General features: G+C 73.1%; 24 protein-coding genes and 1 riboswitch. Of the genes, 15 read left to right on the top strand and 9 right to left on the bottom strand.

Going from position 1 to position 26,751, the window contains the following annotated elements; genetic code table 11:
• Positions 1 to 181: 181 nt before the first annotated feature.
• Genes qcrB through ctaE form a run of 4 tightly spaced genes read right to left on the bottom strand, consistent with a single transcriptional unit; the run spans position 182 to position 4,399 of the window.
• On the bottom strand, positions 182 to 1,858 hold the full coding sequence (qcrB, locus tag FHX40_RS14190; protein ID WP_142260060.1) for a cytochrome bc1 complex cytochrome b subunit: 1,677 nt from the start codon (positions 1,856 to 1,858) through the stop codon (positions 182 to 184).
• Entirely contained in the window at positions 1,855 to 2,952 is a 1,098-nt protein-coding gene (qcrA, locus tag FHX40_RS14185; protein ID WP_142260059.1) for a cytochrome bc1 complex Rieske iron-sulfur subunit, read from the bottom strand. Before qcrA ends, qcrB begins: the two co-directional genes overlap by 4 nt.
• Positions 2,949 to 3,767: a cytochrome bc1 complex diheme cytochrome c subunit gene (qcrC, locus tag FHX40_RS14180; protein ID WP_142260058.1), complete on the bottom strand. Its 819-nt coding sequence runs from the start codon at positions 3,765 to 3,767 to the stop codon at positions 2,949 to 2,951. Before qcrC ends, qcrA begins: the two co-directional genes overlap by 4 nt.
• Before the next feature lie 17 nt (positions 3,768 to 3,784).
• Complete coding sequence (ctaE, locus tag FHX40_RS14175) at positions 3,785 to 4,399, bottom strand: aa3-type cytochrome oxidase subunit III (RefSeq protein ID WP_142260057.1); 615 nt, start codon at positions 4,397 to 4,399, stop codon at positions 3,785 to 3,787.
• Between the two features lie 168 nt (positions 4,400 to 4,567).
• Here ctaE and FHX40_RS14170 point away from each other — a divergent pair, with 168 nt between their 5' ends.
• Positions 4,568 to 4,969, top strand: a complete 402-nt coding sequence (locus tag FHX40_RS14170; RefSeq protein ID WP_142260056.1) for a DNA-binding transcriptional response regulator — start codon at positions 4,568 to 4,570, stop codon at positions 4,967 to 4,969.
• Positions 4,970 to 5,122: 153 nt separating this feature from the next.
• A complete protein-coding gene (trpD, locus tag FHX40_RS14165) occupies positions 5,123 to 6,175 on the top strand; it encodes an anthranilate phosphoribosyltransferase (protein ID WP_142261780.1) in 1,053 nt (350 codons plus the stop codon).
• 478 nt (positions 6,176 to 6,653) lie between these two features.
• Here the strand turns inward: trpD and FHX40_RS14160 are convergent, their stop codons facing one another.
• Together FHX40_RS14160 and FHX40_RS14155 are read right to left on the bottom strand one after the other, a co-directional pair.
• Positions 6,654 to 6,941: an Lrp/AsnC family transcriptional regulator gene (locus tag FHX40_RS14160; RefSeq protein ID WP_142260055.1), complete on the bottom strand. Its 288-nt coding sequence runs from the start codon at positions 6,939 to 6,941 to the stop codon at positions 6,654 to 6,656.
• 276 nt (positions 6,942 to 7,217) lie between these two features.
• Positions 7,218 to 8,972 (bottom strand): DEDD exonuclease domain-containing protein, encoded by a 1,755-nt coding sequence (locus FHX40_RS14155; protein ID WP_142260054.1) that lies wholly within the window; start codon positions 8,970 to 8,972, stop codon positions 7,218 to 7,220.
• Between the two features lie 227 nt (positions 8,973 to 9,199).
• On the opposite strand from FHX40_RS14155, the gene FHX40_RS14150 reads away from it, so the two are divergent.
• The 4 genes from FHX40_RS14150 to FHX40_RS14135 all read left to right on the top strand — a co-directional run bounded on the left by FHX40_RS14150 (position 9,200) and on the right by FHX40_RS14135 (position 14,883).
• Positions 9,200 to 10,522, top strand: a complete 1,323-nt coding sequence (locus FHX40_RS14150) for an NYN domain-containing protein (protein ID WP_142260053.1) — start codon at positions 9,200 to 9,202, stop codon at positions 10,520 to 10,522.
• A gap of 202 nt (positions 10,523 to 10,724) precedes the next feature.
• Positions 10,725 to 11,708 (top strand): C40 family peptidase, encoded by a 984-nt coding sequence (locus FHX40_RS14145; RefSeq protein ID WP_142260052.1) that lies wholly within the window; start codon positions 10,725 to 10,727, stop codon positions 11,706 to 11,708.
• A gap of 869 nt (positions 11,709 to 12,577) precedes the next feature.
• Positions 12,578 to 12,734: riboswitch (cyclic di-AMP (ydaO/yuaA leader) on the top strand.
• Positions 12,735 to 12,804: 70 nt separating this feature from the next.
• Positions 12,805 to 13,488 carry a C40 family peptidase gene (locus FHX40_RS14140; protein ID WP_229788319.1) on the top strand — a complete coding sequence of 228 codons (684 nt, stop codon included), beginning with the start codon at positions 12,805 to 12,807 and terminating at the stop codon, positions 13,486 to 13,488.
• A gap of 246 nt (positions 13,489 to 13,734) precedes the next feature.
• Positions 13,735 to 14,883, top strand: a complete 1,149-nt coding sequence (locus FHX40_RS14135) for a glycosyltransferase family 4 protein (protein WP_229788318.1) — start codon at positions 13,735 to 13,737, stop codon at positions 14,881 to 14,883.
• Positions 14,884 to 15,298: 415 nt separating this feature from the next.
• On the opposite strand, the gene FHX40_RS14130 is transcribed toward FHX40_RS14135, so the two are convergent.
• Positions 15,299 to 17,092, bottom strand: coding sequence for an AMP-dependent synthetase/ligase (locus FHX40_RS14130; protein WP_142260051.1), 1,794 nt, complete (start codon positions 17,090 to 17,092; stop codon positions 15,299 to 15,301).
• 157 nt (positions 17,093 to 17,249) lie between these two features.
• Between FHX40_RS14130 and FHX40_RS14125 the strand changes: the two genes are divergently transcribed.
• The 7 genes from FHX40_RS14125 to FHX40_RS14095 all read left to right on the top strand — a co-directional run bounded on the left by FHX40_RS14125 (position 17,250) and on the right by FHX40_RS14095 (position 23,908).
• A complete protein-coding gene (locus FHX40_RS14125) occupies positions 17,250 to 18,017 on the top strand; it encodes a metallophosphoesterase family protein (protein WP_211350261.1) in 768 nt (255 codons plus the stop codon).
• A gap of 21 nt (positions 18,018 to 18,038) precedes the next feature.
• Entirely contained in the window at positions 18,039 to 18,476 is a 438-nt protein-coding gene (locus tag FHX40_RS14120; RefSeq protein WP_142260049.1) for an SRPBCC family protein, read from the top strand.
• Complete coding sequence (locus FHX40_RS14115) at positions 18,473 to 19,714, top strand: ArsA family ATPase (RefSeq protein ID WP_142260048.1); 1,242 nt, start codon at positions 18,473 to 18,475, stop codon at positions 19,712 to 19,714. The genes FHX40_RS14120 and FHX40_RS14115 overlap by 4 nt, the downstream gene beginning before the upstream one ends.
• Positions 19,695 to 20,258, top strand: coding sequence for a hypothetical protein (locus tag FHX40_RS14110; RefSeq protein WP_142260047.1), 564 nt, complete (start codon positions 19,695 to 19,697; stop codon positions 20,256 to 20,258). The genes FHX40_RS14115 and FHX40_RS14110 overlap by 20 nt, the downstream gene beginning before the upstream one ends.
• Positions 20,259 to 20,343: 85 nt before the next feature.
• Positions 20,344 to 21,291, top strand: a complete 948-nt coding sequence (locus FHX40_RS14105; protein ID WP_142260046.1) for an ROK family glucokinase — start codon at positions 20,344 to 20,346, stop codon at positions 21,289 to 21,291.
• A gap of 665 nt (positions 21,292 to 21,956) precedes the next feature.
• Positions 21,957 to 22,754, top strand: coding sequence for an endonuclease/exonuclease/phosphatase family protein (locus FHX40_RS14100; protein WP_229788317.1), 798 nt, complete (start codon positions 21,957 to 21,959; stop codon positions 22,752 to 22,754).
• Positions 22,751 to 23,908, top strand: coding sequence for a beta propeller repeat protein (locus tag FHX40_RS14095; protein WP_142260044.1), 1,158 nt, complete (start codon positions 22,751 to 22,753; stop codon positions 23,906 to 23,908). Before FHX40_RS14100 ends, FHX40_RS14095 begins: the two co-directional genes overlap by 4 nt.
• A gap of 11 nt (positions 23,909 to 23,919) precedes the next feature.
• Here FHX40_RS14095 and FHX40_RS14090 read toward each other — a convergent pair whose 3' ends face one another.
• Positions 23,920 to 24,414, bottom strand: coding sequence for a hypothetical protein (locus FHX40_RS14090; protein ID WP_142260043.1), 495 nt, complete (start codon positions 24,412 to 24,414; stop codon positions 23,920 to 23,922).
• Between the two features lie 23 nt (positions 24,415 to 24,437).
• On the bottom strand, positions 24,438 to 25,199 hold the full coding sequence (locus FHX40_RS14085; RefSeq protein WP_142260042.1) for an alpha/beta hydrolase: 762 nt from the start codon (positions 25,197 to 25,199) through the stop codon (positions 24,438 to 24,440).
• 185 nt (positions 25,200 to 25,384) lie between these two features.
• Between FHX40_RS14085 and FHX40_RS14080 the strand changes: the two genes are divergently transcribed.
• Together FHX40_RS14080 and FHX40_RS14075 are read left to right on the top strand one after the other, a co-directional pair.
• On the top strand, positions 25,385 to 26,101 hold the full coding sequence (locus FHX40_RS14080) for a lysophospholipid acyltransferase family protein (RefSeq protein ID WP_142260041.1): 717 nt from the start codon (positions 25,385 to 25,387) through the stop codon (positions 26,099 to 26,101).
• A gap of 77 nt (positions 26,102 to 26,178) precedes the next feature.
• A complete protein-coding gene (locus tag FHX40_RS14075) occupies positions 26,179 to 26,733 on the top strand; it encodes a YceI family protein (RefSeq protein WP_189136136.1) in 555 nt (184 codons plus the stop codon).
• Positions 26,734 to 26,751: the final 18 nt, after the last annotated feature.

Below are 26,751 nucleotides of genomic sequence, written 5' to 3'. Positions count from 1 at the left end.
CAGCGGCATCATCGCCGGATCGTCCGAGGTGTGAAGGTGCCAGGCCGTGGGTGGGGGTGACGCCCGGAGTCGCCGCCCAGGGAGAAGCGAACGAAAAAGCGATCGGCCCGGACGGAGTGGTCTCCGTCCGGGCCGATGCGGTTGCCTGCCGGTCGGTCCGATGCGGTCGGTGCGGCCGCCGTCAGTGCAGTTGCTTGCGCTCCTCGCCCGCGCCGACCGCGGCGTGCTCGCCGTTGACGTGCCCCTCGCCCTTGGCGGGCAGCGGCACGAGGTCGGTGCCGTAGGCGCGGCTCAGCTTGACGCGGAGCCTGCCGAGCGGGCCACGCGCCTCCTTGGGCGGAATGCCCTCGCCGTCGGCCTCGGCGGACGGCAGCGTCGGGATCTCCTTCTTGCCGCGGATGTGCTCGGCGATGTCCTCGTCCGGCTCGACGTGGATCTCCGAGTAGCCGCCCTCGGGCGAGCGGACGATCACGCCGGACTCCACGCCGTGCGCCAGCACCTCGGCGTCCTTGCGCTGGAGGCCGATGCAGATCCGGTACGTCACGAAGTACGCGATCGCCGGACCGACGAAGATCGCGATGCGCCCGAAGATCGACAGCGCGAACAGGCTGATGTGGAAGTGCATCGAGATCTCGTCGTTCGCACCGAGCATCCACAGGATGCCGTAGAAGGTGATGACGGAGACGCCGATCGCGGTGCGGTGCGGGTTGTTCCGCGGACGGTCGGCGATGTGGTGCTCGCGGTTGTCCCCGGTCACCCACCGTTCGATGAACGGGTAGAGCGCCGCACCGGTCATGATCAGACCGAGCGGGATCAGCGCCGGGATGAGCACGCTGAGCGCCAGCGTGTAGCCGCCGATGTTGATCTCCCACGCGGGCATGATCCGCAGCGCGCCCTCGAGGAAGCCCATGTAGAAGTCGGGCTGCGAGCCGGCCGAGATGTCCGCCGGGGTGTACGGGCCGTACAGCCAGATCGGGTTGATCTGGGCGAACGTCCCCAGGCCGGCGAGCACCGCGAAGGTGAACATGAAGTAGGCGCCCGACTTCACCATGAAGGCGGGGTAGAACGGCGCGCCCACCACGTTCGTCTCGGTGCGGCCCTTGCCCGGCATCTGCGTGTGCTTCTGCACCCACATGAGGATCATGTGGGCGGAGATCAGCGCGAGAAGGATGCCCGGGATGATCAGGATGTGCAGGCTGTAGAACCGGCCGATGACGTCGTCACCGGGGTACTCACCGCCGAACAGGAAGAACTGGAGGTAGGTACCCACCAGCGGGACCGAGACCAGCACACCCTGGGTGATCCGCAGACCGGCGCCGGAGAGCAGGTCGTCCGGGAGCGAGTACCCGAACAGACCCTCGACCATCGACAGGCTGAGCAGCCCGAGGCCGATGAGCCAGTTGAGCTCACGCGGCTTGCGGTACGCACCGGTGAAGAAGACCCGGAGCATGTGGGCCATCATGCCGGCGACGAACAGCAGGGCCGCCCAGTGGTGGATCTGCCGCATGAGCAGACCGCCGCGCACGTCGAAGGTGATCTCCAGCGCCGACGCGTAGGCGGCGGACATGTGCACGCCCTTGAGCGGCTCGTACGAGCCGTTGTACTCGACCTCCTGCATGCTCGGCTCGAACCAGAAGGTCAGGAACGTGCCGGTGAGCAGCAGGATGACGAACGAGTACAGCGCGATCTCGCCCAGCAGGAACGACCAGTGGTCGGGGAAGATCTTGCGCATGTTGCGCTTGAGGAAGCTCCCCGCACCGGTGCGGTCGTCCATGAACCTGCTGATGCCGCTGATCGCCTTGGGAGGCGTGAACGAACCTGAGCCCGGGCGCGCACCGGCCTGTGTCGCGCTGCTCATGCGTTCCCCCTAACTTCGGCTTCCGCGTCGCCCCGCTCCCAGAAGCTGGGCCCGACCGGAACCTGGAAGTCGCCCTGTGCGACGAGGTAACCCTCGCTGTCCACGGTGATGGGCAGCTGCGGGAGCGGCCGGGCTGCCGGGCCGAAGACCACCTTCGCGCCGTCGGCGGCGTCGAAGGTCGACTGGTGGCACGGGCACAGGATGTGGTTGGTCGTCTGCTCGTACAGGGCGGCGGGGCAGCCCACGTGCGTGCAGATCTTCGAGTACGCCACGATCCCGTCGTGGGTCCAGTTCAGGTTAGTCCCTGACTTGAACTGCTCGGGACGCAGCTTGATGAGGATCAGCGTGGCCTTGGCCAGCGCGTTCAGGTCGTGCTCGTAACCCTCGGGAACCACCGAGAGGATGCCACCGGGCGAGTTGAAGTCCGCGGCGCGGATCGGCTGGCCGGTGCCCTCGACGACGAGCCGCATGCCCTTGCGCCACACGGTGTGGCGCAGCTTGTCCTCGGGCAGCGGGCCGAGGTCCTTGAGCAGCACCAGCGGGGCCAGGCCGAGCGGCGCGGCGGCCAGCAGCAGCGTACGGCGCAGCAGCTTGTGCTTGAGGAAGCCGCTTTCCTCCGCGCCCTGGGCGAAGACCCGGGAGACCTCCTCCCGGACCTCGGGCTCCGAGGCCATCGGGTGGCGCTCCTGCACCAGGTTGTACTTGGGCATGATGCGCCGCACCCAGACCACCAGCCCGATGGCGAGCGCGAGGAAGGCGACCGTCATCGTGCCACCGAGCGCCAGGTTCGACACCGCGGTGCGGTCGATGTCGCCGACCTGGAACGCCACGTACGACACGATGAAGCCCACGCCGGCGAGGAAGGCCACCAGGAACAGCAGCGCGACCAGCCGCTCGGCGCGCCGGGCGCTCGCCGGGTCCGGGTAGATGATGCCGGTACCGGGCTCCAGCTCGCGCACGCCGCCGTCCAGGGTGGCGGGCGTGTCGGGCTCACCGGCCGTCGCGACGCCGGTCGAGGCGCCGGGCTGCGGAGTTCCGATCACCCGGTGCGGTACCCGCTCCTCCGGGGTTCCGGTGTTTTCCCTTTCACTCATTTCGTCTTCGCCCGCCTCTTCGCGGTGATCCAGATGGAGGCGAGGGAGAGCAGGCCGATGCCCACCACCCAGCCGACGAGACCCTCGGTGACCGGGCCGATGCGGCCGAGACCGCTACCACCCGGGTCGACCTGCTCGCGGACCTTGACGATGTAGGCGATCATGTCCCGCTTCTGCTCGGGAGTGATCGTGGTGTCGTTGAACACCGGCATCGCCTGCGGGCCCGTGATCATGGCCTCGTAGATCTGGGTCGGGGTGGACTTGTTGAGGCTCGGCGCGTGCTTGCCCTCGGTCAGGGCACCACCGGCGCCCACCCAGTTGTGGCACTGGATGCAGTTCGCACGGAACAGCTCGCCGCCCTTGGCCGGGTCGCCCTTGGCCGGGTCCACCATGTCGGCGGTCGGCCGGGTGGGACCGCCGCCCAGCGACTGCACGTACGCCGCCAGGTCGTCGATCGCCTCGGGGGTGACCCACTCGGGCAGCGCCTTCCGCGGCGCCTGCGGACCGGTGCTGTTCGCCGCCGGCATGCGCCCGGAGCTGACCTGGAAGTCGACCGACGCCGCTCCCACACCGATCAGCGACGGGCCGTTGCCCGGCACGCCCTGGCCGTTGAGGCCGTGGCAACTGGAGCAGTTCGCCTCGAACAGCGCCTTGCCGTTGGCCACGTCGTCGTTCGTGCCCGACGCGATGGCCGCGTCCGCCCGGTCCCCGGTCGGGGACAGAAGAGCGTACGCTCCCCCGACCAGACACAGGGCCAGAAGAATGACGGCATAACGCGCGAGGGGATGCCGCCGTCGCGCGGTGATCGAATTCACCGGAATCCCCGTTCTGATCACTTGATGATGTAGATGGTCGCGAACAGGCCGATCCAGACGACATCAACGAAGTGCCAGTAGTAGGACACGACGATGGCGCTGGTGGCCTGCTCGTGGGTGAAGCGCTTCGCGGCGTACGTGCGTCCCAGCATGAACAGGAACGCGACCAGACCACCGGTCACATGCAGGCCGTGGAAGCCCGTGGCCAGGTAGAAGATCGAACCGTAGGCGTCAGAGGACAGGGTGAGGCCCTCGTGGACCAGGTTGCGGTACTCCCACAACTGGCCGCCCACGAAGTACGCACCCAACAGGAAGCTGACGACGTACCAGAAGCGGAGCTTCCGGACCTGACCCCGCTCGGCCGCCCACACGCCCATCTGGCACGTCACACTCGACAGCACCAGGATGGTCGTGTTGAACAGCGCGAACGGCACGTCAAGTTCGACCGATGGCCAGGGCTTGTCCTGGCCAAGGCTGACCGACCGGATGGTGAAGTACATCGCGAACAGCGCCGCGAAGAACATGAGTTCGGAGGACAGCCAGACGATCGTCCCGACGCTGACCAGATTCGGCCGCCGGGACGCGTGGGCTGTCGACGTCGAGATTGCGGATGCTGTCGCCACGGGCAGCATTATTGCGGCTGAGGTGGCCGGTCCCCCGCACGGCCCCCCTATAGCCTCTGAATCACCGTGCGTGGTCGCGCATACGTGCGCGCAGGTACCGCCGATGCCCGAGCACGGTCGGGCGGCCCGGTAGCATCCCCAGGTGACAATACCTCGCCGACCGACAGTGAGCGTGACATGAGGGTTCTCGTCTACAGCGACGACGCGAGCACCCGCGAGGAGATCCGGCTGGCGATCGGGCGGCGCCCGGCCCCGGACCTTCCTCCCGTGGAGATCGTGGAGTCCGCCACCCCGCCCGCGGTGTTCAAGCACCTCGAGTCCGGAGAGATCGACGTCGCGGTGCTCGACGGCGAGGCGGTGCCCGCCGGCGGCATGGGCATCGCCCGGCAGGCCAAGGACGAAATCTACAACTGCCCGCCGATCTGCCTCGTCGTGGCCCGGCGCGACGACCGGTGGCTCGCCACCTGGTCCCGGGCGGAGGCGGTCGTGGTCCGGCCGATCGACCCGGTGGTCCTCGCCGAGACCGTCGCCGACCTGATGCGCAAGCGGGCCGCCGCAAAGCTCCCCGCCACGCGGTGAGCGTCCTCGCCGGGCGTGTACGGCAGGGCCGCGGACATGCCCGGCGAGCGACATGAATCGGTGGTTTCCGGTTACGTGTTGCGGCCACCGGACGCGGGCCCGACCGATAGGGTCCCGAGCCACAGGCGAGTTAAGGAAACGATGGAGACGCAGATGGACGCGCGTACCACATGGCCCGCCTTACTGTCGGCCCTGCTGGCCGGCGAGGACCTCACCGCCGACGAGACCGCCTGGGCGATGGACGAGATCATGTCGGGCTCGGCGACCCCGGCCCAGGTGGCCGCGTTCGCCGTGGCGCTGCGCGCCAAGGGCGAGACGGTCGCCGAGGTGACCGGCATGGCGCGCACGATGCTGCGGCGGGCCGTGCCGCTGCGCGTCGAGGGCCCGGTGGTCGACATCGTCGGCACCGGCGGCGACCGGGCGCACACCGTCAACGTCTCGACGATGGCCGCGATCGTGGCCGCCGCGGCCGGCGCCCGCGTGGTCAAGCACGGCAACCGGGCGGCGTCCTCCTCCTGCGGCGCGGCCGACGTGCTGGAGCACCTGGGCGTGGCGCTCGACCACACCCCGGAGGACACCGCGCGGATCGCCGAGGAGGCGGGCATCGCGTTCTGCTTCGCCCCGGTCTACCACCCGGCGCTCAAGCACGTGGCCCCGGCCCGCAAGGAGATCGGCGTCCCGACCGTGTTCAACTTCCTCGGCCCGCTCACCAACCCGGCGCAGCCGACCTCGCAGGCGATCGGCGTGTTCGAGGAGCGCATGCTGCCGGTGGTCGCGGGCGTGTTCGCCGAGCGGGGCGTGTCGGCGGTGGTGTTCCGCGGCGACGACGGCCTCGACGAGCTGAGCATCTCGGCCACCTCGACGGTGTTCGTGGTCCGCGACGGCACCGCCGAGCAGCTCACCTTCGACCCGGCGGTGCTCGGCATCCCGCGCGCGGAGCCCGGCGCGCTCCGGGGCGGGGACGTGGCGTACAACGCGCAGGCCGTACGCGACGTGCTCGCCGGCCGGAAGGGCCCGGTGCGGGACGCGGTGCTGCTGAACGCGGCCGCGGCGCTCACCGCGCTCGACGGCGCGGGCAAGGACTTCGTCGACGCGATGGCCGAGGGCTACGAGCGTGCGGCGCAGGCGATCGACTCCGGCGCGGCCGCCGCGACGCTGGAGCGCTGGATCGAGGTCAGCCGCTCGCTGCACGCCGCGCGGTCCTGACCCGAGGCGGCGGCTTCGACGTACGGATTCGTGCCCGCCGGACGCGCAGGCGGCGTCCGGCGGGCCTTTCGCGTCTGTCGACACGTATTGATGTTGTGTGTGATGTTGCGCATCCGATGCGGCATCGATAGGTGATCGACGCCGCCGCGATGCCGCATCGATGCCGCACGGATACGGCGTCTTGATGCGGCATCGGTACGGCACGGCCGCGGCATGGACACGGCATCGGCGAGGCGCCGGGCGGTCAGGCCACGTGCCGACGGCGCGGCCGTGCGGCGTCCGTGACGCACGCCTGCCGCATGACCGGGCACGCATCCCGCCGGGAGCGCCCGCGGAGTCCCGGTCCCGTCGTGACCGGGGATGTGCGTGCGTCCGCGTCCCGCGGGTACGGGCGGCGGTCGCCCGCCCGGCTCGTCCGGCCGGGCGGGTACGGCGTGCCGTCGGTGGGGGAGCGGTGCCGCCGGAAGGCGTGCCCGCGTCAGTCGGCGGACTCCAGGCCGATGGAGAAGGCGGCCTCCAGGTCGTGCCGGGAGTAGGTGCGGAACGCCAGGTGCGTCTCGGTGGAGAGCACGCCCGGCACCTTGTTGATCCGCCCGGGGATGATCTCGGCGACGTCCTCGTAGGCCGGCACGCGCACCATGGCGAGGAGATCGTAGTCGCCGGTGATCGAGTAGACCTCGCTCACCCCTTCGATGCCGGCGATCTCCTCGGCGACCTCGGGAATCCTGTCCACCTCGGTCTTGATGTGCACGATCGCGGTGACCATCGTTTCCTCTCTCCCACGGCGTCCCGCGCGGCGCCCCGGGCGGGCGCGGCGGACGCCGGATACGGCAGGGTCGCGGGCCGGGGTGCGGCCGCGACGCGGGTTTCGGGTGCCGGAGTGCGCCGGGAGGCACCGGATGCGCGGTGCCCCGGCACGGGTCCTGCGCGGCCGGGTGGCGTCGCGTCTCCGGTCGGCCGGATCACGGGCCGGTGCGGACGCCGGCGGACGCCCCGCGCGCCGGTCCGTGCCCGACTCTAGCGCGGCCCGCGGGGCCCGGCGTCAGCGCAGGGGCCGCCCCTCCCGGGCCGGGCGCTCGTCCCGCCCCTGGTAGGCGAGCTCGATGCGGGCGAGCAGCCGCCCCGCCCCGTTCACCGGCAGGCTCCACGAGCCGTCCACCTGGGCGAGCCGTACCCCGGGGGTCTCCAGCCAGCGCAGGATGCACTCGGTCTCCTCGGCGCTCGCCGCCGGGGTCGGGCCGGGGCCGGGCACCACGGTCTCGGCGGTGGCGACCAGCGCCTCGACGTACGGCACCGGGTGGGCGCCGCGCGGCATCACCCCGGCGGCGGCGAGCCTGCCGTGCCGGATGACGTGGACGTCCCAGCCGCCGTCGGCGCCCGGCGCGGCGGCGACCAGCTGCGGGATCCGGGTGAGCGCGGCGAGGCGCTGCATGCGGGCCGCGACCCGGACGAAGACCGCGAGGCGGTCGCGGTCCACCGCGGCCTCCTCGTACCGCTGCTCGGCGGCGAGGCGGTCCATGCGGGCCTTCACCGCGGCGTAGACGATCCCGGCGTCCTCGGTCATCGCGCGGCGCGCGGCCGTCACGTGCCGGGCGTACGCCTCCGGGGTCTCCCGGCCCTCACACGGCGCGCCGCACCGGCCGAGCCCGGCGAGCGCGCACGCCGGGCGCCGGGTGCGGACACCGATGCGCTCGGAGCACCGGCGCAGCGGCACCGCCTCGTGGATGGCGGTGCGGGCGTCGTCCGCGGCTCGCGTGCCGCCGAACGGGCCGAGGTAGGCGCACCCGTCGTCCTTGACCTCGCGGACGATGGCGAGCCGGGGGAAGGGCTCGTCGGTGAGCTTGAGCCACACCACCCGCTCGGGGAACCGGGAGCGGCGGTTGTACCGCGGCTTGGCCGCCGCGATCAGGCGCAGCTCGCGCACCTCGGCCTCGAGCGCGGTGGCGCAGACGATCGGGCGCACCCGCTCGGCGATGCCGATCATCTCCCGGATCCGGGGGCGGGTCTCGGCCGCGGTGAAGTACGAGCGCACCCGGTTGCGCAGGTTGGCGCTCTTGCCGACGTACAGCGGCTCGCCGCGCGCGTCCTCGAACACGTACACGCCCGGGGCGCGCGGCACGGCCTCGGCGAGGTGGCGCTTGCGCTGCTGCTGCGGGGAGGGCGCGCGGGCGAAGGCGGTGAGCTCCTCGAGCGTGTGCACGCCGAACGCGCCGGCCCGCTCGAGCAGGGCGTGCAGCACGTCCACGGTGGCGCGGGCGTCGGCGAGCGCCCGGTGGCAGGGCTGGTTCGGGGTGCGGAACACCCGGGCGAGGGTGGCGAGCTTGCAGTCGGGGGTCTCGTCGCGGGTGAGCATGCGCCGGGCGAGGTCGGCGGTGTCGACGACCGGGTTGGCGGGCGGCGGGTAGCCGAGCTCGGCGCAGGCGGCCTTGAGGAAGCCGACGTCGAACGGCGCGTTGTGGGCGACGAGCACCGCGCCCCGGATGAACTCGAGGAACGTGGGCAGCACCGAGGCGATCTTCGGCGCGGCCGTCACCATCGCGTCGGTGATCCCGGTGAGCACGGTGATGAACGGCGGGATGGGCGTGCCGGGATCGACGAGCGTGGCGAGCTCGCCGAGCCGCTCGCCGCCCCGCACCTTGACCGCGCCGATCTCGGTAATCGCGTGTTCCCTGGCCGAGCCGCCGGTGGTCTCCAGGTCGAACACCACGAACGTGACCTCGTGCAGCGGGGTGCCGAGGTCGTCGAACGTGCCCTGTACCGGTTCCACGCCGGAGACATTAAAGGTCACCACCGACATCGCCCGTAGGGTGGGGCGGTACGGCCGCGCGCCGCCGGTCGTCGCCACGGTGATCCGACCAAGCGCTTGTCTATAAGCTGAGATGACCGTCCGTTCACTGGCGCTTCATGTCGCTCCGCGTGACCTTGCCGACTCGATCAGGTGCGACACGGTCGTACCCTTGACAAGGAGGACATGAAGGGTTCGCCGAGGGTGTGCATGGCAGGGGCCAGACTGGGAGCAGGGGAATGAGTTCAGCCGAAGAGGGTCTGTCTCGCCCGTTGCCCGAGCCGGTCCGCGCCCATGTGGTGGAGCTCGCGGCCCAGGTGCTCGGGACGCTGCCTCCCCCCGCCGTGCCTCCGCCGCTGCGCACCATCGCCCGGTTCGATCCGCGCAAGCGGGCCCGGCTCGGCGGTGCGCCGATCGCCACCCAGCTCGAGACCGACAAGAGGTTCCGCGAGACCGTGGCGGAGGCGCTCGCCGAGGCATGGCCCGAGCTGGTGCGCAGCCTCAACGAGGGCACGGTGCCGGCCGCCGCGGATCCGGTGGTCGTCGCCGCCGCCGCGTACCTCACCCGGCCGCCCGGCTGGCCGGACCTGGTGGAGACCGCGCGGGCCGATCTGGAGCGGTGCGCGGCCGCCGCCGAGGGCACCGCGCAGGAGCAGACGATCGCCCGGCTGCGCGAGCAGCTCGCGGCGCAGAAGAACGCGAGCAAGGCGGAGATCGACCGGCTGCGCGAGCAGCTCAAGGAGGCCCGCGCGGAGATCGCCGACCTGCGGCGCAAGCTGCACGAGGCGCGGGAGCGGGTCAAGACCGCCGAGGCGCGGGCGCAGGAGCTGGAGGCGGCCGCGGCGGAGGCGAAGGCCGCCGCCGCGCAGGCGGCGAGCGCGAGCGAGGCCGAGGTACGGCGGCTGCGGGAGCGGCTCGCCGAGGCCGAGGAACAGGTCGACGCGGCCCGCCGTGCCGCGCGCGAGGGGCGCAGCTTCGACGACGCGCGCATCCGGGTGCTGCTCGACACGCTGCAGGACGCCGCGGCCGGGCTGCGCAGCGAGCTGGCGCTGCCCGCGTCCATCACCCGCCCGGCGGACTCGGTGGCCGCGGTCGCCCCGGGGCGTCCGAGCGTACGGGCGATGCCCGCCCGCGCCCTCGACGACGACGATCCGGAGCTGCTCGACCAGCTGCTCGCCATCCCCCGGCTGCACCTCATCGTCGACGGCTACAACGTCACCAAGACCGGCTATCCGTCGCTCACCCTCGTCGACCAGCGCGCCCGGCTGCTCACCGGGCTCGGCGGCCTCGCCGTGCAGTCCCGCGTGGAGATCACCTGCGTGTTCGACGGCGCCGAGCTCGACGGCCCGGTGCAGGTGCAGGCCCCGCGCGGGGTGCGCGTGCTGTTCAGCGCGCCCGGCGAGATCGCCGACGACCTCATCCGCCGGCTGGTGCGCGCCGAGCCGCCCGGCCGGGCGATGGCGGTGGTCTCCTCCGACCGGGAGGTGGCCGAGTCGGTCCGGCGCATGGGCGCCCGTCCGTTGCCGTCATCCGTGCTGCTCCGTCGCCTGGGACGAGGGTGATCCCGCCTGGGGGTACGGCCGCCGCGTGCCTTCGGTTCAATACCGGTGAACCGGTTGAAATCCCAGAATTCTCTTGAGTAACGTCACGCCCCGGTTATCTCGCTGGGGAAGGCTGGCACCAAACGTGGCCGTACGCGATGTTCGGAATGGACGCATCCTCGACGAGTCGGGCCGGGATTCCGCTCCTGGCCGGGGGCGTCCGATGTGGCACCGCCGGGTGCCGCTCGCGGTCGGCCTGTCCGCGGCCATGGTGGTCGCGTTCCAGGCCGGCCTGGCCGGCCCGGCCATGGCCGAGCCGCGGCCCACGATCGCCGAGGCGAAGGCGAAGCTGAAGAAGCTCGAGGACAAGGCGGACCTGGCGGTCGAGCGGTACAACGAGGCCAACGAGCGCTGGAAGAAGACGCGCAAGAAGTACCAGGAGCTCAACGCCGACCTCAAGGAGCGCCAGGAGCGGGTGGACCGCATGCGCGCCGACATCCGCAGCCTGGTGGCGACCGCCTACTCCGAGGGCGACATCGGGATCGCCGGCATCACCGGCGCCGGGGACCCGCAGCGGGCGCTGAGCGGCATCGCCACGCTCACCCAGCTCTCCGCCGCCCGGGCCGAGGCGCTCAAGGGCTTCGAGCAGGCGGTCAAGGAGCTGGAGCAGCGGCGCGACGAGGCCAAGAAGGCCATGAAGGAGGCGGAGGAGGACCGCGAGGACTTCCGCCGCAAGAAGATCGAGGTCGAGAAGCTCGTGCGCGAGCAGGAGCGGCTGCTGCGCCGGCTGGGGACCTACAAGACCGGCGACCCCAACAGCGCCGGCATGCGCTACACCGGGCCCGCCTCGGGCAACGCCCGGGTCGCGCTGCAGTTCGCCTTCGCGCAGATCGGCAAGCCGTACCGGTACGGCGGCACCGGGCCGGGGGCGTGGGACTGCTCCGGCCTCACCCAGGCGGCCTGGCGGGCGGCCGGGGTGGAGCTGCCGCGTACCACCACGCAGCAGTGGGCGTGGGGCGCGAGCCGGCGGGTGCCGCTGGACGCGCTGCAGCCGGGCGACCTGGTGTTCAGCCGGAGCCTGGGGCACGTCGGCCTCTACATCGGCGGCGGGAAGATGGTGCACGCGCCGCGCACCGGTGACGTCGTGAAGATCACCACCCTCTCCGCCTACGGCATGCACCGCCTGCTCGGCGGGGTACGGCCGTAACCGCGGCGCCCGGCCCGTCGCGTCCCGGCGTGGGAGGCACCGGAAGGAACATCGCCGAACGGTGTCACGGGACGCGGGGCCGGGCGCGTGCCGTACGGCGGCCCGCCGTGCCGGGCGGGCGGCGCCGGGCGAACCTGATGATCGCCTCCTCGCCCCTGCGGCGACGCCTCGGTGACGTGAGCAGGCGCCGCCGCGAACCGGATCCGGCACCCCGTGCCGTTCCCGGCGGCACCGGCCCCGTGCGGTGCCGCCGGTCGCGTTCCCCCCTTCGCTCCGGCGGGCCGCCGCCGCGCCCGCGTACCCCTTTGCCGTCCTGCGACGAGCTGTTTTTTGCGAGCGCCTTTCATCGTCGAACCGGGCCGAACAATCGCTTGGGCGGCGGGTGATATTTCTCACGTTTAGTGGATGGCGCGGTGATTTATCGGCTCGTGATCTGCCGGGAAAGCGCTTCACCGGCATGCCGGGTTTCTCGGATGCTGAGATTTTCTCGGGTGTGGTCATGTTCCCGTGTTTCCTGCCGATGTGTAGCGATCATCGTTTCCCGGGCGCATGACGGCGTTTTGATCTTGAATCGTGTGGCCCATGGGGCGGATGTGGCGGTTTCAAGCCCCTGGAGGGGGTTTGTGATGCGAATCACAGAACGGTAACGAGAATGCCGCTGAACTGCGCTTTTCGTTTCCCGATCGGCCGTCGCGGAGTGAGCAGTTTCGGCGAAACGGTTCACGGCTTTGCCACGGCTGTGTAACTTTTCGGTTCGGCGGCGAGCGCGACATGCCGCTGCGGGAAGCGCCCGGCACCGGCGCCGGGCGTGCAGATAACAGATCAATATCCGGCCGCGATCCGCGCGATGGACGATCGCCGGAGCGGAGCGCGGCGAACCGCCGAGTCCATGCAGTCAGGAGGCATGGAGCCGGGGACCCAATCGGCCCTCCCAGGGCCACGGGGTGAATCGGTGATCGCACCGTAGGGCGAGACTTCCCCACCCGAACCCGTCAGCTAACCCGGTAGGCACAAGCGGAAGACCCTAGGAGAGATCCTGTCTACCAACGCGCACAACCCCCGTCTGTCTCGTGCCGCCCGCGTCACCCTCGGTGGCGTGGCGCTCACCGTGACCGTGTCGACCGGGGCGGTCGCCATCGATTCCCCCGCGGCGAACGCCGCCACCACCGAGCACGGCACGACGGCCGCGGCCCGGACCGGATCGCCGGTCCCCGCCGCCACGACCGGGATCCTGGAGACCACGACGCCGGCCGGCGCCACCCTGGGCGGCGTCGTGTCGGCCGCGGGGCGGGCGTCGGCGAGCACGGCGACCGGGAGCACGGCGGACGCCACCTCCACCTCGTCGAGCGGCACGAAGACGAAGGACGCGAAGTCCGGTGACGCGAGCGGCAGGAAGCTGAGCAGGGCCGCACGCCAGCGCCTCAAGGCGAGCAAGGCCGTGGCCGTCGCGAAGTCGAAGATCGGCGCGCCGTACCGGTACGGCGGCACCGGGCCGCACGCCTTCGACTGCTCCGGCTTCGTGCAGTACGCCTGGCGGAAGGCCGGCGTGCGGATTCCGCGCGTGACCACCGCCCAGTACCGCCTGATCAAGACCAAGGTCTCCTGGAACGACCTCCGCCCGGGCGACCTGCTCTTCTTCAACGGCAAGGGCCATGTCGGCATGTACGTCGGGAAGGGCAGGATGATCCACTCGCCGAGCTCCGGCAAGCGGGTGCGGATCGACAAGCTCAGCGCCTGGCGCAGGTCCTCGTTCAGCGGCGCCGTGCGCCCGGGCCTGTAGCCCGCGGCGAACCGCGACGGAGCGCGGCCCCGCCCACCGCAGCGGTGGGCGGGGCCGCGCCCTGTCCCGGGCCCTCACCGCGACCGGCCGTCGCCGCACCCCGCGCGCGGGGCGCCGGGGCGCGGCCGGGGGATCGCTCCGGGCTGCCGCCGCGGCGACCGGTGTGTGCAGTAGATTCGGAGCGCGTCCCATCGCCTCCGGGGCGCACGCCAAGGCACCCGCCTCCGCGCACCGAGACGGCCCGACGTGAGCACCCTGATCGTCACCAACGACTTCCCGCCCCGGCCGGGCGGCATCCAGGCGTTCGTGCACGCCCTGGCCGTGCGCCGCCCGCCCGGCTCGGTGGTGGTCTACGCGCCGCGGTGGAAGGGGTGCGAGGCGTTCGACGCGCGCCAGCCGTACCGGGTGGTGCGGCACCCCACCTCGCTCATGCTGCCGGTGCCGTCGGTCGCCCGGCGCGCGGCCCGGCTGGTGCGGGAGCACGGGTGCGACACGGTCGTGTTCGGGGCGGCGCTGCCGATGGGCCTGCTCGCGCCCGCGCTGCGGCAGGCCGGGGCGCGCCGCGTGGTCATGCTCACCCACGGGCACGAGGCCGCCTGGGCCGGCCTCGGGGTCGGCCGCGCGCTGCTGCGCCGCATCGCCGAGGGCGCCGACGTCGTCACCTACCTCGGCGGCTACACCTTCGACCGGCTCTCCGGCCCGATCCCGCCGGAGAAGCTGGTACGGCTCACGCCCGGCGTGGACACCGAGGTGTTCCGGCCCGGGGCGGGCGGTGCCGAGATCCGGGCGGCGCTCGGCCTGGGGGACCGGCCGGTGGTGGTGTGCGTCTCCCGGCTGGTGCCGCGCAAGGGGCAGGACATGCTCATCCGGGTCTGGCCGGAGGTGCTGCGCGCGGCCCCGGGGGCCTTCCTGCTGCTCGTCGGCGGCGGGCCGTACCGCAGGACGCTGGAGCGCATGATCGCCTCGCTCGGCCTGGGCGGGTCGGTGCTCGTCACCGGCACCGTGCCGTGGGGGCGGCTGCCCGCCTACTACGACGCGGGCGACGTGTTCGCGATGCCGTGCCGTACCCGGCGGTGGGGCATGGACGTGGAGGGGCTCGGCATCGTGTACCTGGAGGCGTCGGCGACCGGCCTGCCCGTGGTCGCGGGCAACTCGGGCGGTGCCCCGGACGCGGTGGTGCCCGGGCAGACCGGCCTGGTCGTGGACGGCGGCTCGCCCGACGAGGTCGCGGACGCGCTGATCGGCCTGCTCAAGGACCCCGCCGGGGCGCGGGCGATGGGGGAGCGCGGCCGGGCGTGGATCGAGCGCGAGTGGCGCTGGGACGCGGTCGCCGACCGCTTCGCCGCGCTGCTGTCGGGCGCCGCCGACCTCAAGGATGCAGGGGCAGACCCTTGAGCGCCTTGTCCACCGCGTTGCGTGCACCCCAGCCGGCCCGGCCTCGTCGCCGCGGTCTTGAACGCTGGTGCGCCCCGCCGGTACGGCCGCGCCGGTCCTGCGGCCCGGGACGACCGGCGGGGTGGGGGAGCGGAGCCACGCGGATCCCTGGGCCGACGGCGGGGCCTGCACTACGCTCGGGGACCGTGAACCGACGCCAGGCACCGGCGCCGGCGTCCCCCGCGCCGGGAGTTTCGCAGGCCGAGCGGGCAGGATGGACCGGCCGGGACGGCCACGGCGCGCACGCCGCCCACGGTGAGCCCGAGGACGGGTGCACGCCCCGCGTCTGCCGGGCGGCGGCCTGACCGCCGCACTCCTCGCCGCCGGCCGGGAAAACGGCGCGGGGGCCGTGTCACCACGGCCCCCGCCGTGATGCTCAGCTGTAGAGGCTCTCGATCTGCTTGGCGAAGTCGCGGGCGACGATGTCGCGCTTGAGCTTGAGGCTCGGCGTGACGTGCCCGGTCTCCTCGGTGAGGTCGGTGTCGAGCACCACGAACTTCTTGATCTGCTCGGCCTTGGAGACCATGCGGTTCGCCTCGTCGACCGCCTTCTGCATCTCGGCGAGAATCGCCGGGTCGGTGGCGAGCTCGGCGAGCGTCGCGCCCTGCCTGCCGTTCGCCGCCTTCCACTGCTCGAGCGCCTCGGGGTCGAGGGTGATCAGCGCGCCGATGAACGGCCGGTCGTCGCCGACCACCATCGCCTGGCTCACCAGCGGATGGGCGCGGATGCGGTCCTCCAGCGGGGCCGGGGCGACGTTCTTGCCGCCCGCGGTGACGATGATCTCCTTCTTCCGGCCGGTGATGCGCAGGTAGCCGTCCTGGTCGAGCTCGCCGACGTCGCCGGTGCGCAGCCGGCCCTGCTCGTCGAACGCGTCGGCGGTGGCCTTCTCGTTGTTCCAGTAGCCGTCGAACACGTGCCGGCCGGAGACGAGGATCTCGCCGTCGTCGGCGACCGCGATCGTGACGCCGGGCAGCGGCTTGCCCACCGTGCCGATCCGGTTGGCGTTGACCGGGTTCACCGTGGACGGGGCGGAGGTCTCGGTGAGGCCCCAGCCCTCGAACACCTCGATGCCGACGCCGCGGAAGAAGTGGCCGAGCCGGTCGCCGAGCGCGGAGCCGCCGGAGACCGCGGCGGTCAGCCTGCCGCCGGTGGCCGCGCGGATCTTGTGGTACACGAGCTTGTCGAAGATCGCGTGCTGGATCCGCAGGCCGAGCCCCGGGCCGCCGGAGTCCTTCGCCTTGCTGTACCGGATCGCCACGTCCGCGGCGAGGTGGAAGATCTTGCCCTTGCCCTCGGCGGTCGCCTTCTGCTCGGCCGAGTTGTAGACCTTCTCGAACACCCGCGGCACGCCGAGCAGGAACGTCGGCTTGAGCGACTGCAGGTCGGGCGCGACGTTCTTGATGTTCGGGGTGTGCGCCAGGATCGTGTGGGTCTCGATCAGCGCCACCTGGATGAGCCGCGCGAAACTGTGCGCGAGCGGCAGGAACAGCAGCGCCGCGCGGTCCTGCACGTCGAACATCGGCTTGAGCGGCCCGGTGGTGGCGTTGCGGGCGGTGAACAGCAGGTTGTCGTGGGTGATCTTGCACCCCTTGGGCATGCCGGTGGTGCCCGAGGTGTAGATGATCGTGGCCAGGTCGCGGCCGCCGCGGGCGGTGCGGCGCTCGGCGACCGTCTCGTCGGCCACGCCCTCACCGCCGGCCACCAGCTCGTCGAGGCCGCCGTCCTCGATCCGCCACAGGTGCTTGACCCCGGGCAGCTCGGCGAGGACCTCACGTACCGTCTCCTCGTGCGCGGCGTGCTCGACGAAGACCGCGCGGGCGCCGCTGTCGGACAGGATCCAGCGGATCTGGTCGGGCGAGGAGGTCTCGTAGATCGGCACGCCCACCGCCCCGGCCGTCCATATCGCGTAGTCGAGCACGGTCCACTCGTACCGGGTGCGGGACATCAGCCCGACCCGGTCGCCGGGTTCGATGCCCGCGGCGATCAGGCCTTTGGCGATGCGGACGACCTCGTCGGCGAACTGGCGGGCCGTCACGTCGACCCAGCCGTCGCCCTCCTTGCGCCGGATGACGACGGCCGTGGGCTCCCGCTCGGCCCGGGCGAACACCGTGTCGGTGCAGTTGGCCGAGGCGGGGACGTCCACGAGAGTGGGAACGCTGTACTCGCGCACGGTGGCTCCTTGCGGGTGCACGCACTGGGTGGTTTCAGGGACGTTACACCCGATGTTTACGATTGGGTAGCTTTCCGGGTCGATGAGCCGCCAACCGCGCCCGTCGCGCCCTTTCCGGACGGGCCGGGCCGTTGCACGGCGGGTTACCATGCTCGGCATGCGGGTCCACGTCGTCAGTGATGTGCACGGCCGCGCCGATGCGCTCGCCAAGGCCGGCGACGGGGCCGACGTGCTGATCTGCCTGGGCGACCTGCTGCTCTTCATCGACTACGAGGACCACTCCCAGGGGATATTTCCCCAGCTGTTCGGCGCCGAGAACGCCACCCGGTACATCGGCCTGCGCACCGCGGGGCGTTTCGACGAGGCGCGAGCGCTGTCCGCGGAGCTGTGGGCCGGGCTCGGCGGCGACCCGCGCGAGCACCTGGAGCGGGCGGTGCGGGCGCAGTACGCCGAGCTGTTCGCGGCGCTGCCCACCCCCGCCTACCTCACCTACGGCAACGTGGACGTGCCCCGGCTGTGGGCCGACTACGTGCGCGACGGGCACCACGTGCTCGACGGGCGGACCGCCGAGATCGGCGGCCTGGTGTTCGGGTTCGTCGGCGGCGGCCTCCCCACCCGCTACCGTACCCCCAACGAGGTCGACGAGGAGGAGTACGCGGCCAAGGTGGCGGCGCTCGGCCGGGTCGACGTGCTGTGCTCGCACATCCCGCCCGCCGTGCCCGAGCTGCTGTACGACGTGGTCGCCCGCCGCTACGAGCGGGGCAGCGAGGCCCTGCTCGAGGCGATCCGCGAGACCCAGCCCCGCTACGCCCTGTTCGGGCACGTGCACCAGCCGCTGAAGCCGCGCACCCGCATCGGCCGCACCGAGTGCCTCAACGTCGGCCACTTCCGCGCCCGCCGCACGCCGTACGTCATCGAGATCTGAGAATGCGAGTACGGTGAAACCATGGCTGATCGCACCACGTCGAGTATCTCGATCGCCGCGGACAAGCCGGCGATCATGAAGGTCATCGCCGACTTCGCGTCGTACCCGGAGTGGGCCGGGCAGGTCAAGCGCGCCGAGGTGCTCACCACGGGCGACGACGGGCGACCGGCGACCGTGCGGTTCGTCCTCGACGCCGGGGTGATCAGCGACGAGTACGTGCTCGGCTACGAGTGGTCCGGCGACGACGCGGTGCACTGGCGCATCACCGAGCCCGGCCGCATGATCAGCGACCTCAACGGCAGCTACCGGCTCGACCGGCGCGGCGACGCCACCGAGGTGACCTACGAGCTCGCGGTCGACCTCAAGGTGCCGATGATCGGGCTGATCAAGCGCAAGGCCGAGAAGGTGATCATCGACACCGCGCTGCGGGGCCTCAAGAAGCGCGTCGAGGGCCGGTGACGGCGACGGCGCGGCCGGAACCCACCGGGGAGGCCGTCCCGGGCGCGCCGCGGCTGCTGCTGTTCACCGGCAAGGGCGGCGTGGGCAAGACGACCGTGGCCGCGGCCACCGCCGTGCTCGCCGCCCGCCGCGGCCACAGGACGCTCGTGGTCTCCACGGACACCGCGCACTCGCTCGCGGACGCGCTCGCCGTGCCGCCGAGCGACGACCCGGCCGAGGTCGCGCCGGGCCTGTTCCTGCAGCAGGTGAACACCCAGCGCTCGCTGGAGCGGCACTGGGGCGAGCTGCGCGAGTACGCCAAGGACATGCTCGTCGAGCTCGGCCTCGACGAGGTGACCTCCGAGGAGATCACCGTGCTGCCCGGCGCCGAGGAGGTGATCGCGCTCCTCGAGCTGCGCGAGCAGGCGCGCACCGGCCGCTGGGACGTGCTCGTGATCGACTGCGCGCCGACCGCGGAGACGCTGCGGCTGCTCGCCCTGCCCGAGGCGCTCGACTGGCACGTCACCCGGCTGCTGCCCACCGGGCGGCGGGTGATCCGGGCGGTGTCGCCGCTGGTCCGGCAGGTCGCCCGGGTGAGCATGCCCGGCGACGACGTGATCGGCGCCGCCGAGCGGCTGCACCGCGGCCTGCTGGAGATCCGCGGCCTGCTCGCCGGGGACGACGCCTCGGTGCGGCTCGTGCTCACCCCGGAGTCGGTGGTGGTCGCCGAGGCCCGCCGTACCCTCACCTCGCTCAGCCTGTACGGCTACCGCGTCGACGCGGTGATCGCCAACCGGGTGTTCCCGGCCGATGGGGCGGACGCCTGGCGGCACGGGTGGGTGGCGGCCCAGGGGCGGCGGCTCGCCGAGATCCATGAATCTTTCGCGCCGCTGCCGGTGCACACCGTGCCGTACCTGCCCGCCGAGCCGGTCGGCCTGCCCGCGCTGGCCGGCCTCGCCGAGACCCTGTACGGCGAGGCCGATCCGTTCGCCCGCCCGCAGGTGCCGCCGCCGATGAGCGTGGCGGCCGATGGTGATGGCGGCTGGGAGCTGTCGCTCGCGCTGCCGTTCGCCGAGCGCGGCGAGGTGGACCTGGCGCGCAAGGGCGACGAGCTGATCATCACGGCCGGGCCGTACCGGCGGATCCTGGCGTTGCCCGCGGCGCTCGCCCGGCGCACCGTTGCCGAGGCGTCGCTCCGGGACGGCCGCCTCCGGGTACGGTTCGGGTCAGGAGGGTCAGATGAGCGAGAACCGGGATAACGGCAAGGCGGAGGACCTCCGGGTGACCGAGGAGCCCGGGCGGGCGGCGGACGGCGGCGCCGAGGCCGGGGCGCGCACGCCGGGGTCCGGGGCCGGCGCGCCGGGGCCGGGCGGCACGGCCCGGGACCCGATCGGCTCGGTGGCCGAGGAGGCGATGAAGCTCTTCGAGGCGCTGCAGGACCGGGTGATGCGCGAGATCGGCAAGGGCGTGGTGAAGGGCGGCGCCCGGGCCGGGATGAGCGGGCTCGGCCAGGCGTTCGGCCGGGCCGAGCCGCGGGACGTGTGGAGCGAGGCGGTCGCCGAGGCCGGGCAGGAGGAGCACGACGAGTACATCTGCCGGGCCTGCCCGATCTGCCGGATGAAGGCCGCCGCGCGGGAGTCCCGCGGGGACGTGACCGACCACCTGCTGGCGGCGGGCGGGGAGCTGGTCGCCGCGCTCCGGCAGGCGCTCGACGCGCTGCAGCGCCCGGCGCCGAGCGCGCGGTCGCGGGAGCGGGACCGGGAGGAGCGCACGAGCCGGGTGGAGCGGATCGACCTGGACTGAGCGGACGCGATACTGTACGGCGCGGCACTGTACAGCCGCACTGTACGGCGGCACGGCGAGGCGGAAGGGCGGGAAGCGGGAGGCGATGGCGTACACCATCGGGATCGACGTCGGCGGAACCAAGGTCCTGGCGGGGGTGGTGGCCGAGGACGGCACGATCGTCGAGTATCTGCGCAGGCCCACCCCGGCGGAGGACCCCGACGAGGTCGCGAAGGTGATCGCCGGGCTGGTGCACGAGCTCTCCTGCCGCCACGAGGTGGAGGCGGTGGGGGTCGGCGCGGCCGGCTTCGTGGACGAGACCCGCTCGGCGCTGCGGTTCGCGCCGAACCTGCCCTGCTGGCGTGAGGAGCCGCTGCGGCAGAAGATCGGCGACCTGACCGGCCTGCCCGTCGTGGTGGAGAACGACGCCAACGCCACGGCCTGGGGCGAGTACCGCTTCGGCGCGGGCCGGGGCGAGAGCCACATGGTGTGCGTCACCGTCGGCACCGGCATCGGCGGCGGCATCGTGCTCGACGGCCGCCTCTACCGGGGCCGGTACGGCATGGGCGCCGAGCCCGGCCACATGCGGGTGGTGCCGGACGGCCGCCCGTGCGGCTGCGGCAACCGGGGCTGCTGGGAGCGGTACGCCAGCGGCACCGCGCTGGTGGCGGACGCGCGCGAGGCGATCGCGGCGGACCCGTCGCGCGGGGCCCGGCTGCTGGAGCTCGCGGGCGGCAACCTCGACGCGGCCCGGGGCGAGATCGTCGCCGCCGCGGCCCGGGAGGGCGACGAGGTGGCGCTGGAGGCGTTCGGCCTGCTCGCCCGGTGGCTCGCCCAGGGGCTGGCGGACCTCGCCGCGATGTTCGACCCCGGCTGCTTCGTCATCGGCGGCGGGGTGTCGCACGCCGCCGACCTGTTCATCGACGCGGCCCGCGAGGAGTTCGCCCGCCGGATCGCCGGTCGCGGCCACCGCCCGCTCGCGGAGATCAGGGTCGCCGAGCTCGGCCCGGCCGCGGGCATCGTGGGCGCGGCCGACCTCGCCCGGCTCGGCTGACCGGGCCCGCGCGACCGGCCGAGTCCGGGTACGGCGGTGCCGCGCGCGGGCCCGAGGCCACCCCGGGCCTGCCGATCCAGGCGGTGCGTCCCCATACGCCCGGTGGGGCGGCAGCCGTCCCGCCGGCGGGTGCTCTGGTGTCGCTCCGGGGTGAGCCGGAGCCGCCGCGGCCACGAGCGGCCGCGACGCGGTGCGCGGGCGTGGCCCGACCCGACCTGCTCGTGGCGCTCTGCCGTCCCTCCTGGGGCCTGCACGGTCCGGCTCGCGCACGCTGAGGGGGAAGCAGGGCCGGGCCGACCTGACCAAGGGTGATCGCGGGCGCCTTGGCCCGACGGATGCGAGCCTGCGTGGCCCGGCGCCTGACGGCGGGCCGTCGCTCGCCGGGTCCGTCCCGCTCCGGTCCACGCGGGCAGGGCCGCGCTCGGGGGACACGGCCGGCCGCCGCGGACGAGGGCAACCGCGCCCGGCGCGCGGCCGTACTGGAGGACAGTGACGTACCTGACGCATGTGCGGGGGAACCGCGACGCGGGCCCCGGCCGTTTCATCGGATGCATGGCGATGATGCGGAGAGCGGGCGAGGTGCCCGGCAGGCCCCTCGCCCGGCTCGGCTGCGCGGACGCCCGGGCCGGGCGGCCCGTGGCGTGCCCGGGAAGGGGGCGCCGCGGGTGAGCCCGGCACGGCGCGCACCCGCGGGGCCGGACGCCGGGGGCGAGCCCCGGGCGACGCTCCGGGTCGCCTGCTACAACGTGCGGTCGCTGCGCGACGACGTGGACGCGCTGGTGCGCGTCATCACCGTGATGCGGCCCGACGTGCTGTGCCTGCAGGAGGTCCCCCGGCTGCTGTGGTGGCGCCGGTCCCTGCTCGCCCGCCGGGTCGGGATGACCGTCGCGGCCGGGCGGCGCGGGGGCGCCCTCGCCATCCTCACCGGGCCGGGCGTGCGGACCGTGCACCGCGAGTACCACCTGCTGCGGCCCTGCCCGCCGCTGCAGCGCCGGGCGCTCGCCATCGCCGTGGTGGCGAAGGACGGGTTCCGGGCCGCGGTCGGCAGCGTGCACCTCGACCTCGCCGCCGGGGCCCGGCTGTGGCACGCGGCCGAGATCGCCGGGCACATGGCCCGGGTGCGCGAGCGCTTCGGCGTGCCGGACGTGCTCGCCGGGGACCTCAACGAGGGGCCGGGCCGGGCCGCCTGGCGCTACCTGACCCGCCGGTACACCGACTGCTTCGCGGCCGCGCCGGACGGCGACGGCGCCACCTTCCCGGCCGCGCGGCCCCGCCACCGCATCGACGCCGTGCTCGCCGGGCCCGGCCTGGCCGTGCGGGCGTGCGGCGTGCCGCGGGCCGCCCCGGCCGACCTCGCCGCCGCCACCGACCACCTGCCCGTCCTCGCCGACCTGCTCTTTCACCACGACTTGGGGGATGAGTGCCGCACGGGCGACACGCAGCTGCGTACGATTTGCTCATGACCCGCCGCCCGCCGCGGCGTGCGGTGCCGTTGTGCGTGCTCCTCTCCGGCCTTCTCGCCGGGACGCTCCTGCGCCCCACATCGGCCGCGCACGCCCTCGTGATCCCCGGCGCCGATCCGGACGCCGCTCCGCCGACCGCGGCGGCGGGCGACCGTACCCCGCCGTCCGCCTCCGCCAGGCTGCGCGTCGACGGCTCGCTCTCCGACATCGTGGCGCTCGGCCCGCAGAACGTGTGGGCGGTCGGCCAGGAGGGCGTCTGGGACGACTGGCAGAGCCGCGGCGTGATCACCCACTGGGACGGCTCGTCGTGGAACGCCGTCGGCATCCGCAACGACGCCTCGGGCGCGGGCCGGCTGCGCTCGGTCGCCGCGGCCTCGCCCACCGAGCTGTGGGCCGTGGGGGAGGGCCACGACAGCCGGCCGTACGTGGTGCGCGGCGACGGGTCCACCTTCGACCGGATCGACGTGGCCACGCTGCGGGCGGGCGACTGGCTCGGCGGCGTCGCCGCGGTGCCCGGCCGCGTGGTCACGGTCGGCAGCCGCGACGGCCACCCCATGATCGCCACCGGCGCGTCCGGCCGCTGGTCCGTGGTCACCCGCAAGGCGCGGGGCACCCTGTACGGCGTGGCGCTGCTGTCGGCCAAGGACGGCTGGGCGGTCGGCGAGACCACCTCGGGCCCGCTGGTGCTGCGGCTGTCCGGCGGCAAGTGGAAGCAGGTGCGGGTGCCCCGGGTCAAGGGCGGCTTCCTGCGCGACGTGCACGCCGACGGCCCCAAGCGGGTGGTCGCGATCGGCGGCGTCTACCGGTCCTCGGGCGCGATCCATCCGCTCGCGCTGCGGTGGAACGGCAAGCGCTGGACGCGGATGCGGGTCCCGGACCGTCCGGCCGAGCTGTACGGCGTGACCGGGGACGCCGCCGGGCGGTTCTGGGCGGCCGGGTTCGATCCGGCCCGCCCGGGCGAGCCGTTCCTGCTGCGTTACGCGGACGGCAGGTGGCGGACCGAGCGGGGCCGGAAGGCGGGGGCGGGCCGTACCGTGCGGCTGCTCGCGGTCACCCACGTCACCGGGCTCACCATGGCCGTGGGCCACGTCGTGGACGGCTCCGGCCGCTACACCGACCTCATCGAGACGGTCCAGGGCGACGAGCGGACCTGACCGGCGCGGGCTCAGACCACGGCGCCGTCGTCCCAGCCGGAGTCCTTGGGCGGGCCGTCGCCCATGCGCACCACGAGCGCCACGAACCCGCCGATGAACGCGGCCACCGCGGCGAACAGGATCCAGCCGTCCATCGGCCAGCGGAGCAGGGCCGCGAGCAGCAGGTAGGCAGGGCCGCCGAAGAGCGCCAGCCAGGCGATCTTGGTGCCCAGCTCGACCTTGGGCAGCGGCGGCGGGGGCGGCGGCACGTAGTGGTCGTCATCGTCGTCCCCGTCGGCGTCGGGGTGGAGGTCCCCGCCGCGGCCCGCGGCGGGCGGCCCGCCGTCCGCGAGGGCGCGCTCCCCGAGGGGATCGGCGAGGTCGTCGCGGTCCCGCTGGTCGCCGCTGCGGGGGGTGATGTTCTCCCGGTCGGGCCAGGGCTGGCCCGCCGAGGTCTCCTCGGCCGGTGCGTGGAATGAGGCGACGATCTGACGCCAGATCTCGTCCTCGTCACTCTGCGGCGTCACCGGTGAACTCGTCCCTGGGCCGATCAGTCCTGCTGCAAGGGTACCGACGCGTGGGCCGTGATGAACTCCAGGCTCCCCTGGAAGATGGTCTCGGCGTCGTTGTCGAGGGTGGCGACGTGGTAGCTGTTCGGCAGCTCGACCACGGTGAGGTTGTCGCCGAGCCGCTCGCGCAGCAGCCGTACGCTCGCCGGCTTGACCACGTGGTCCTGCGGGCTGTGGTACACGAGCACCGGCTGGGTGACCTTGTGCAGCTCGCTCTGCACCAGCGACCACAGCCGGGGCAGCGTCGCCGCGGCCCGCACCGGGGTGCGGTCGTAGGCGAGCTCGGTGACCCCCTCCTTCTTGATGTCGTTGGCGACGCCCGGCACGCTCGGCACCACCCACTTGAGCAGCGGCGCGAGCCGGAGCAGCGGCACGTCGTTCACCACCGAGGGGTTCACCGCGACCACCCCGCGCACGGCGTCGCCGTGCACCTCGGCGAGGCGCAGCGCCATGCACCCGCCGAGCGACAGGCCCATCACGAACGTGTCGGGGCACCGGCCGCGCAGCTCGCCGAAGGCGTGCTCGAGCTCGCCGTACCAGTCCTCCCAGCCGGTGTGGCTCATCTCCTGCCAGGTGGTCCCGTGCCCCGGCAGGCGGGGGAGCGACACGGTGAGCCCGGCCCGCGCCAGGAACTCCGCCCACGGGCGCAGCGCCTGCGGCGTGCCGGTGAACCCGTGGCACAGCAGCACCCCGACCTTGCCGCCCTCGTGGTGGTACGGCTCGGCGCCCGGCATCAGCGGCATGGCGACACCTCTCTCGTCCGGCCACCCTTGTTCGCCGTCGAACACGTGTGGACGTGCTGGCCCGATCGTCGCACGATCGGGCGCATCATCGCGAGTGCCCGGATAGGGCCGGGTACGAGCAGGGGCCGGAAGATGGGAAGATGACGCCGTACACCTGACCGCCCGCACAGAAGTGAGGTGCCCAAGTGCTGTACTGGGTGTTGAAGGTCACACTCGGGCCGCTCCTCCACCTGGTGTTCCGCCCTTGGGCCGAAGGCGTGGAGAACGTGCCGCGAGAGGGGCCGGCGATCCTCGCCGGCAACCACCTGTCCTTCTCCGATCACTTCTTCGGTCCCCTTCATCTCCCCCGTAAGGTCATCTCCCTGGGCAAGGCCGAGTACTTCACCGGCCGCGGGCTCAAAGGCCTGATCAGCCGGATGTTCTTCCGCGGCGTCGGCACCGTCCCCCTTGACCGTTCCGGTGGCAAGGCGAGCGAGGCCGCCCTGCGCACCGGCCTCCGTATCCTGCGCGAAGGTCACCTTCTTGGCATATACCCCGAGGGGACGCGTTCCCCCGACGGCCGCCTCTACAAGGGCAAGACCGGTGTCGCCCGGCTCGCGCTGATGTCCCGCGCCCCCGTCATCCCCTGGGCCGTGATCAACACCCGCGAGATCATGCCCCCCGGCAAAATCTTCCCCAGGTTCGGCATCCGCCCCGGCATCCGGTTCGGCAAGCCGCTCGACTTCTCCCGCTACTACGGCATGGAGGACGACCGCCTGGTGCTCCGCGCCGTGACCGACGAGATCATGTACGCCCTGATGGAGCTGTCCGGGCAGGAGTACGTCGACAAGTACGCCGCCACCGCCAAGGCGGAGATGGCCCGGGCCGCGAAGGAGGCCGCCAGGCAGGCGGCCGGGAAGTGACCGGGCGCACGCCCACCGAGGACGAGGCCGCCGCGGGCACGGACATGGCGGCCTCGCGGCGGGCCTAGCCTGGGAGGGTGGGCATCACCATCGGCGAGTACACCTTCGGGCCCGAGACCGGGCGGCTCGTCATCGAGACGGGCCGCTCCGGGGCGGTCGCGAAGGCCGGGCACGACCTGCTCATCGAGGTCACCCGGTGGCACGGCCAGGCCATGATCGACACCGCGGACGCGGCCGCGTGCGCGGTGAGCGTCACCGCCGACGCCGGCTCCCTCGAGGTACGGCGGGGCACCGGCGGTGTCAAGCCGCTCACCGCCGGCGACCGCGCGGAGATCGAGAGGATCGTGCGGGAGCGGATCCTGAAGACCGCGCGGCACCCGGAGATCACGTTCCGGTCGGCCCGGGTCGAGGGCACGGCGGATTCCTTCCGCGTCGAGGGGCCGCTCACGATCATGGGGGTCACCCGGGACGTCGTGGTCACCGGCACGATCGCCGGCGGCCGGGCGCGCGGCTCCGCGGTCGTCACCCAGTCCCGGTGGGGCATCCGGCCGTACTCGGCCTTCCTCGGCGCGCTCCGGGTCGCCGACGACGTCACGGTGCGCTTCGACGTCGCGCTCGTGCCGCGGCGGTGAGCCCTGCCGGGCCGTTTC

It is taken from the genome of Thermopolyspora flexuosa (assembly GCF_006716785.1).
GTDB classification, from domain to species: Bacteria; Actinomycetota; Actinomycetes; order Streptosporangiales; family Streptosporangiaceae; genus Thermopolyspora; species Thermopolyspora flexuosa.
Note: the sequence above shows the minus strand (reverse complement) of the source record. Positions and strands in the feature narration are given on the sequence as shown.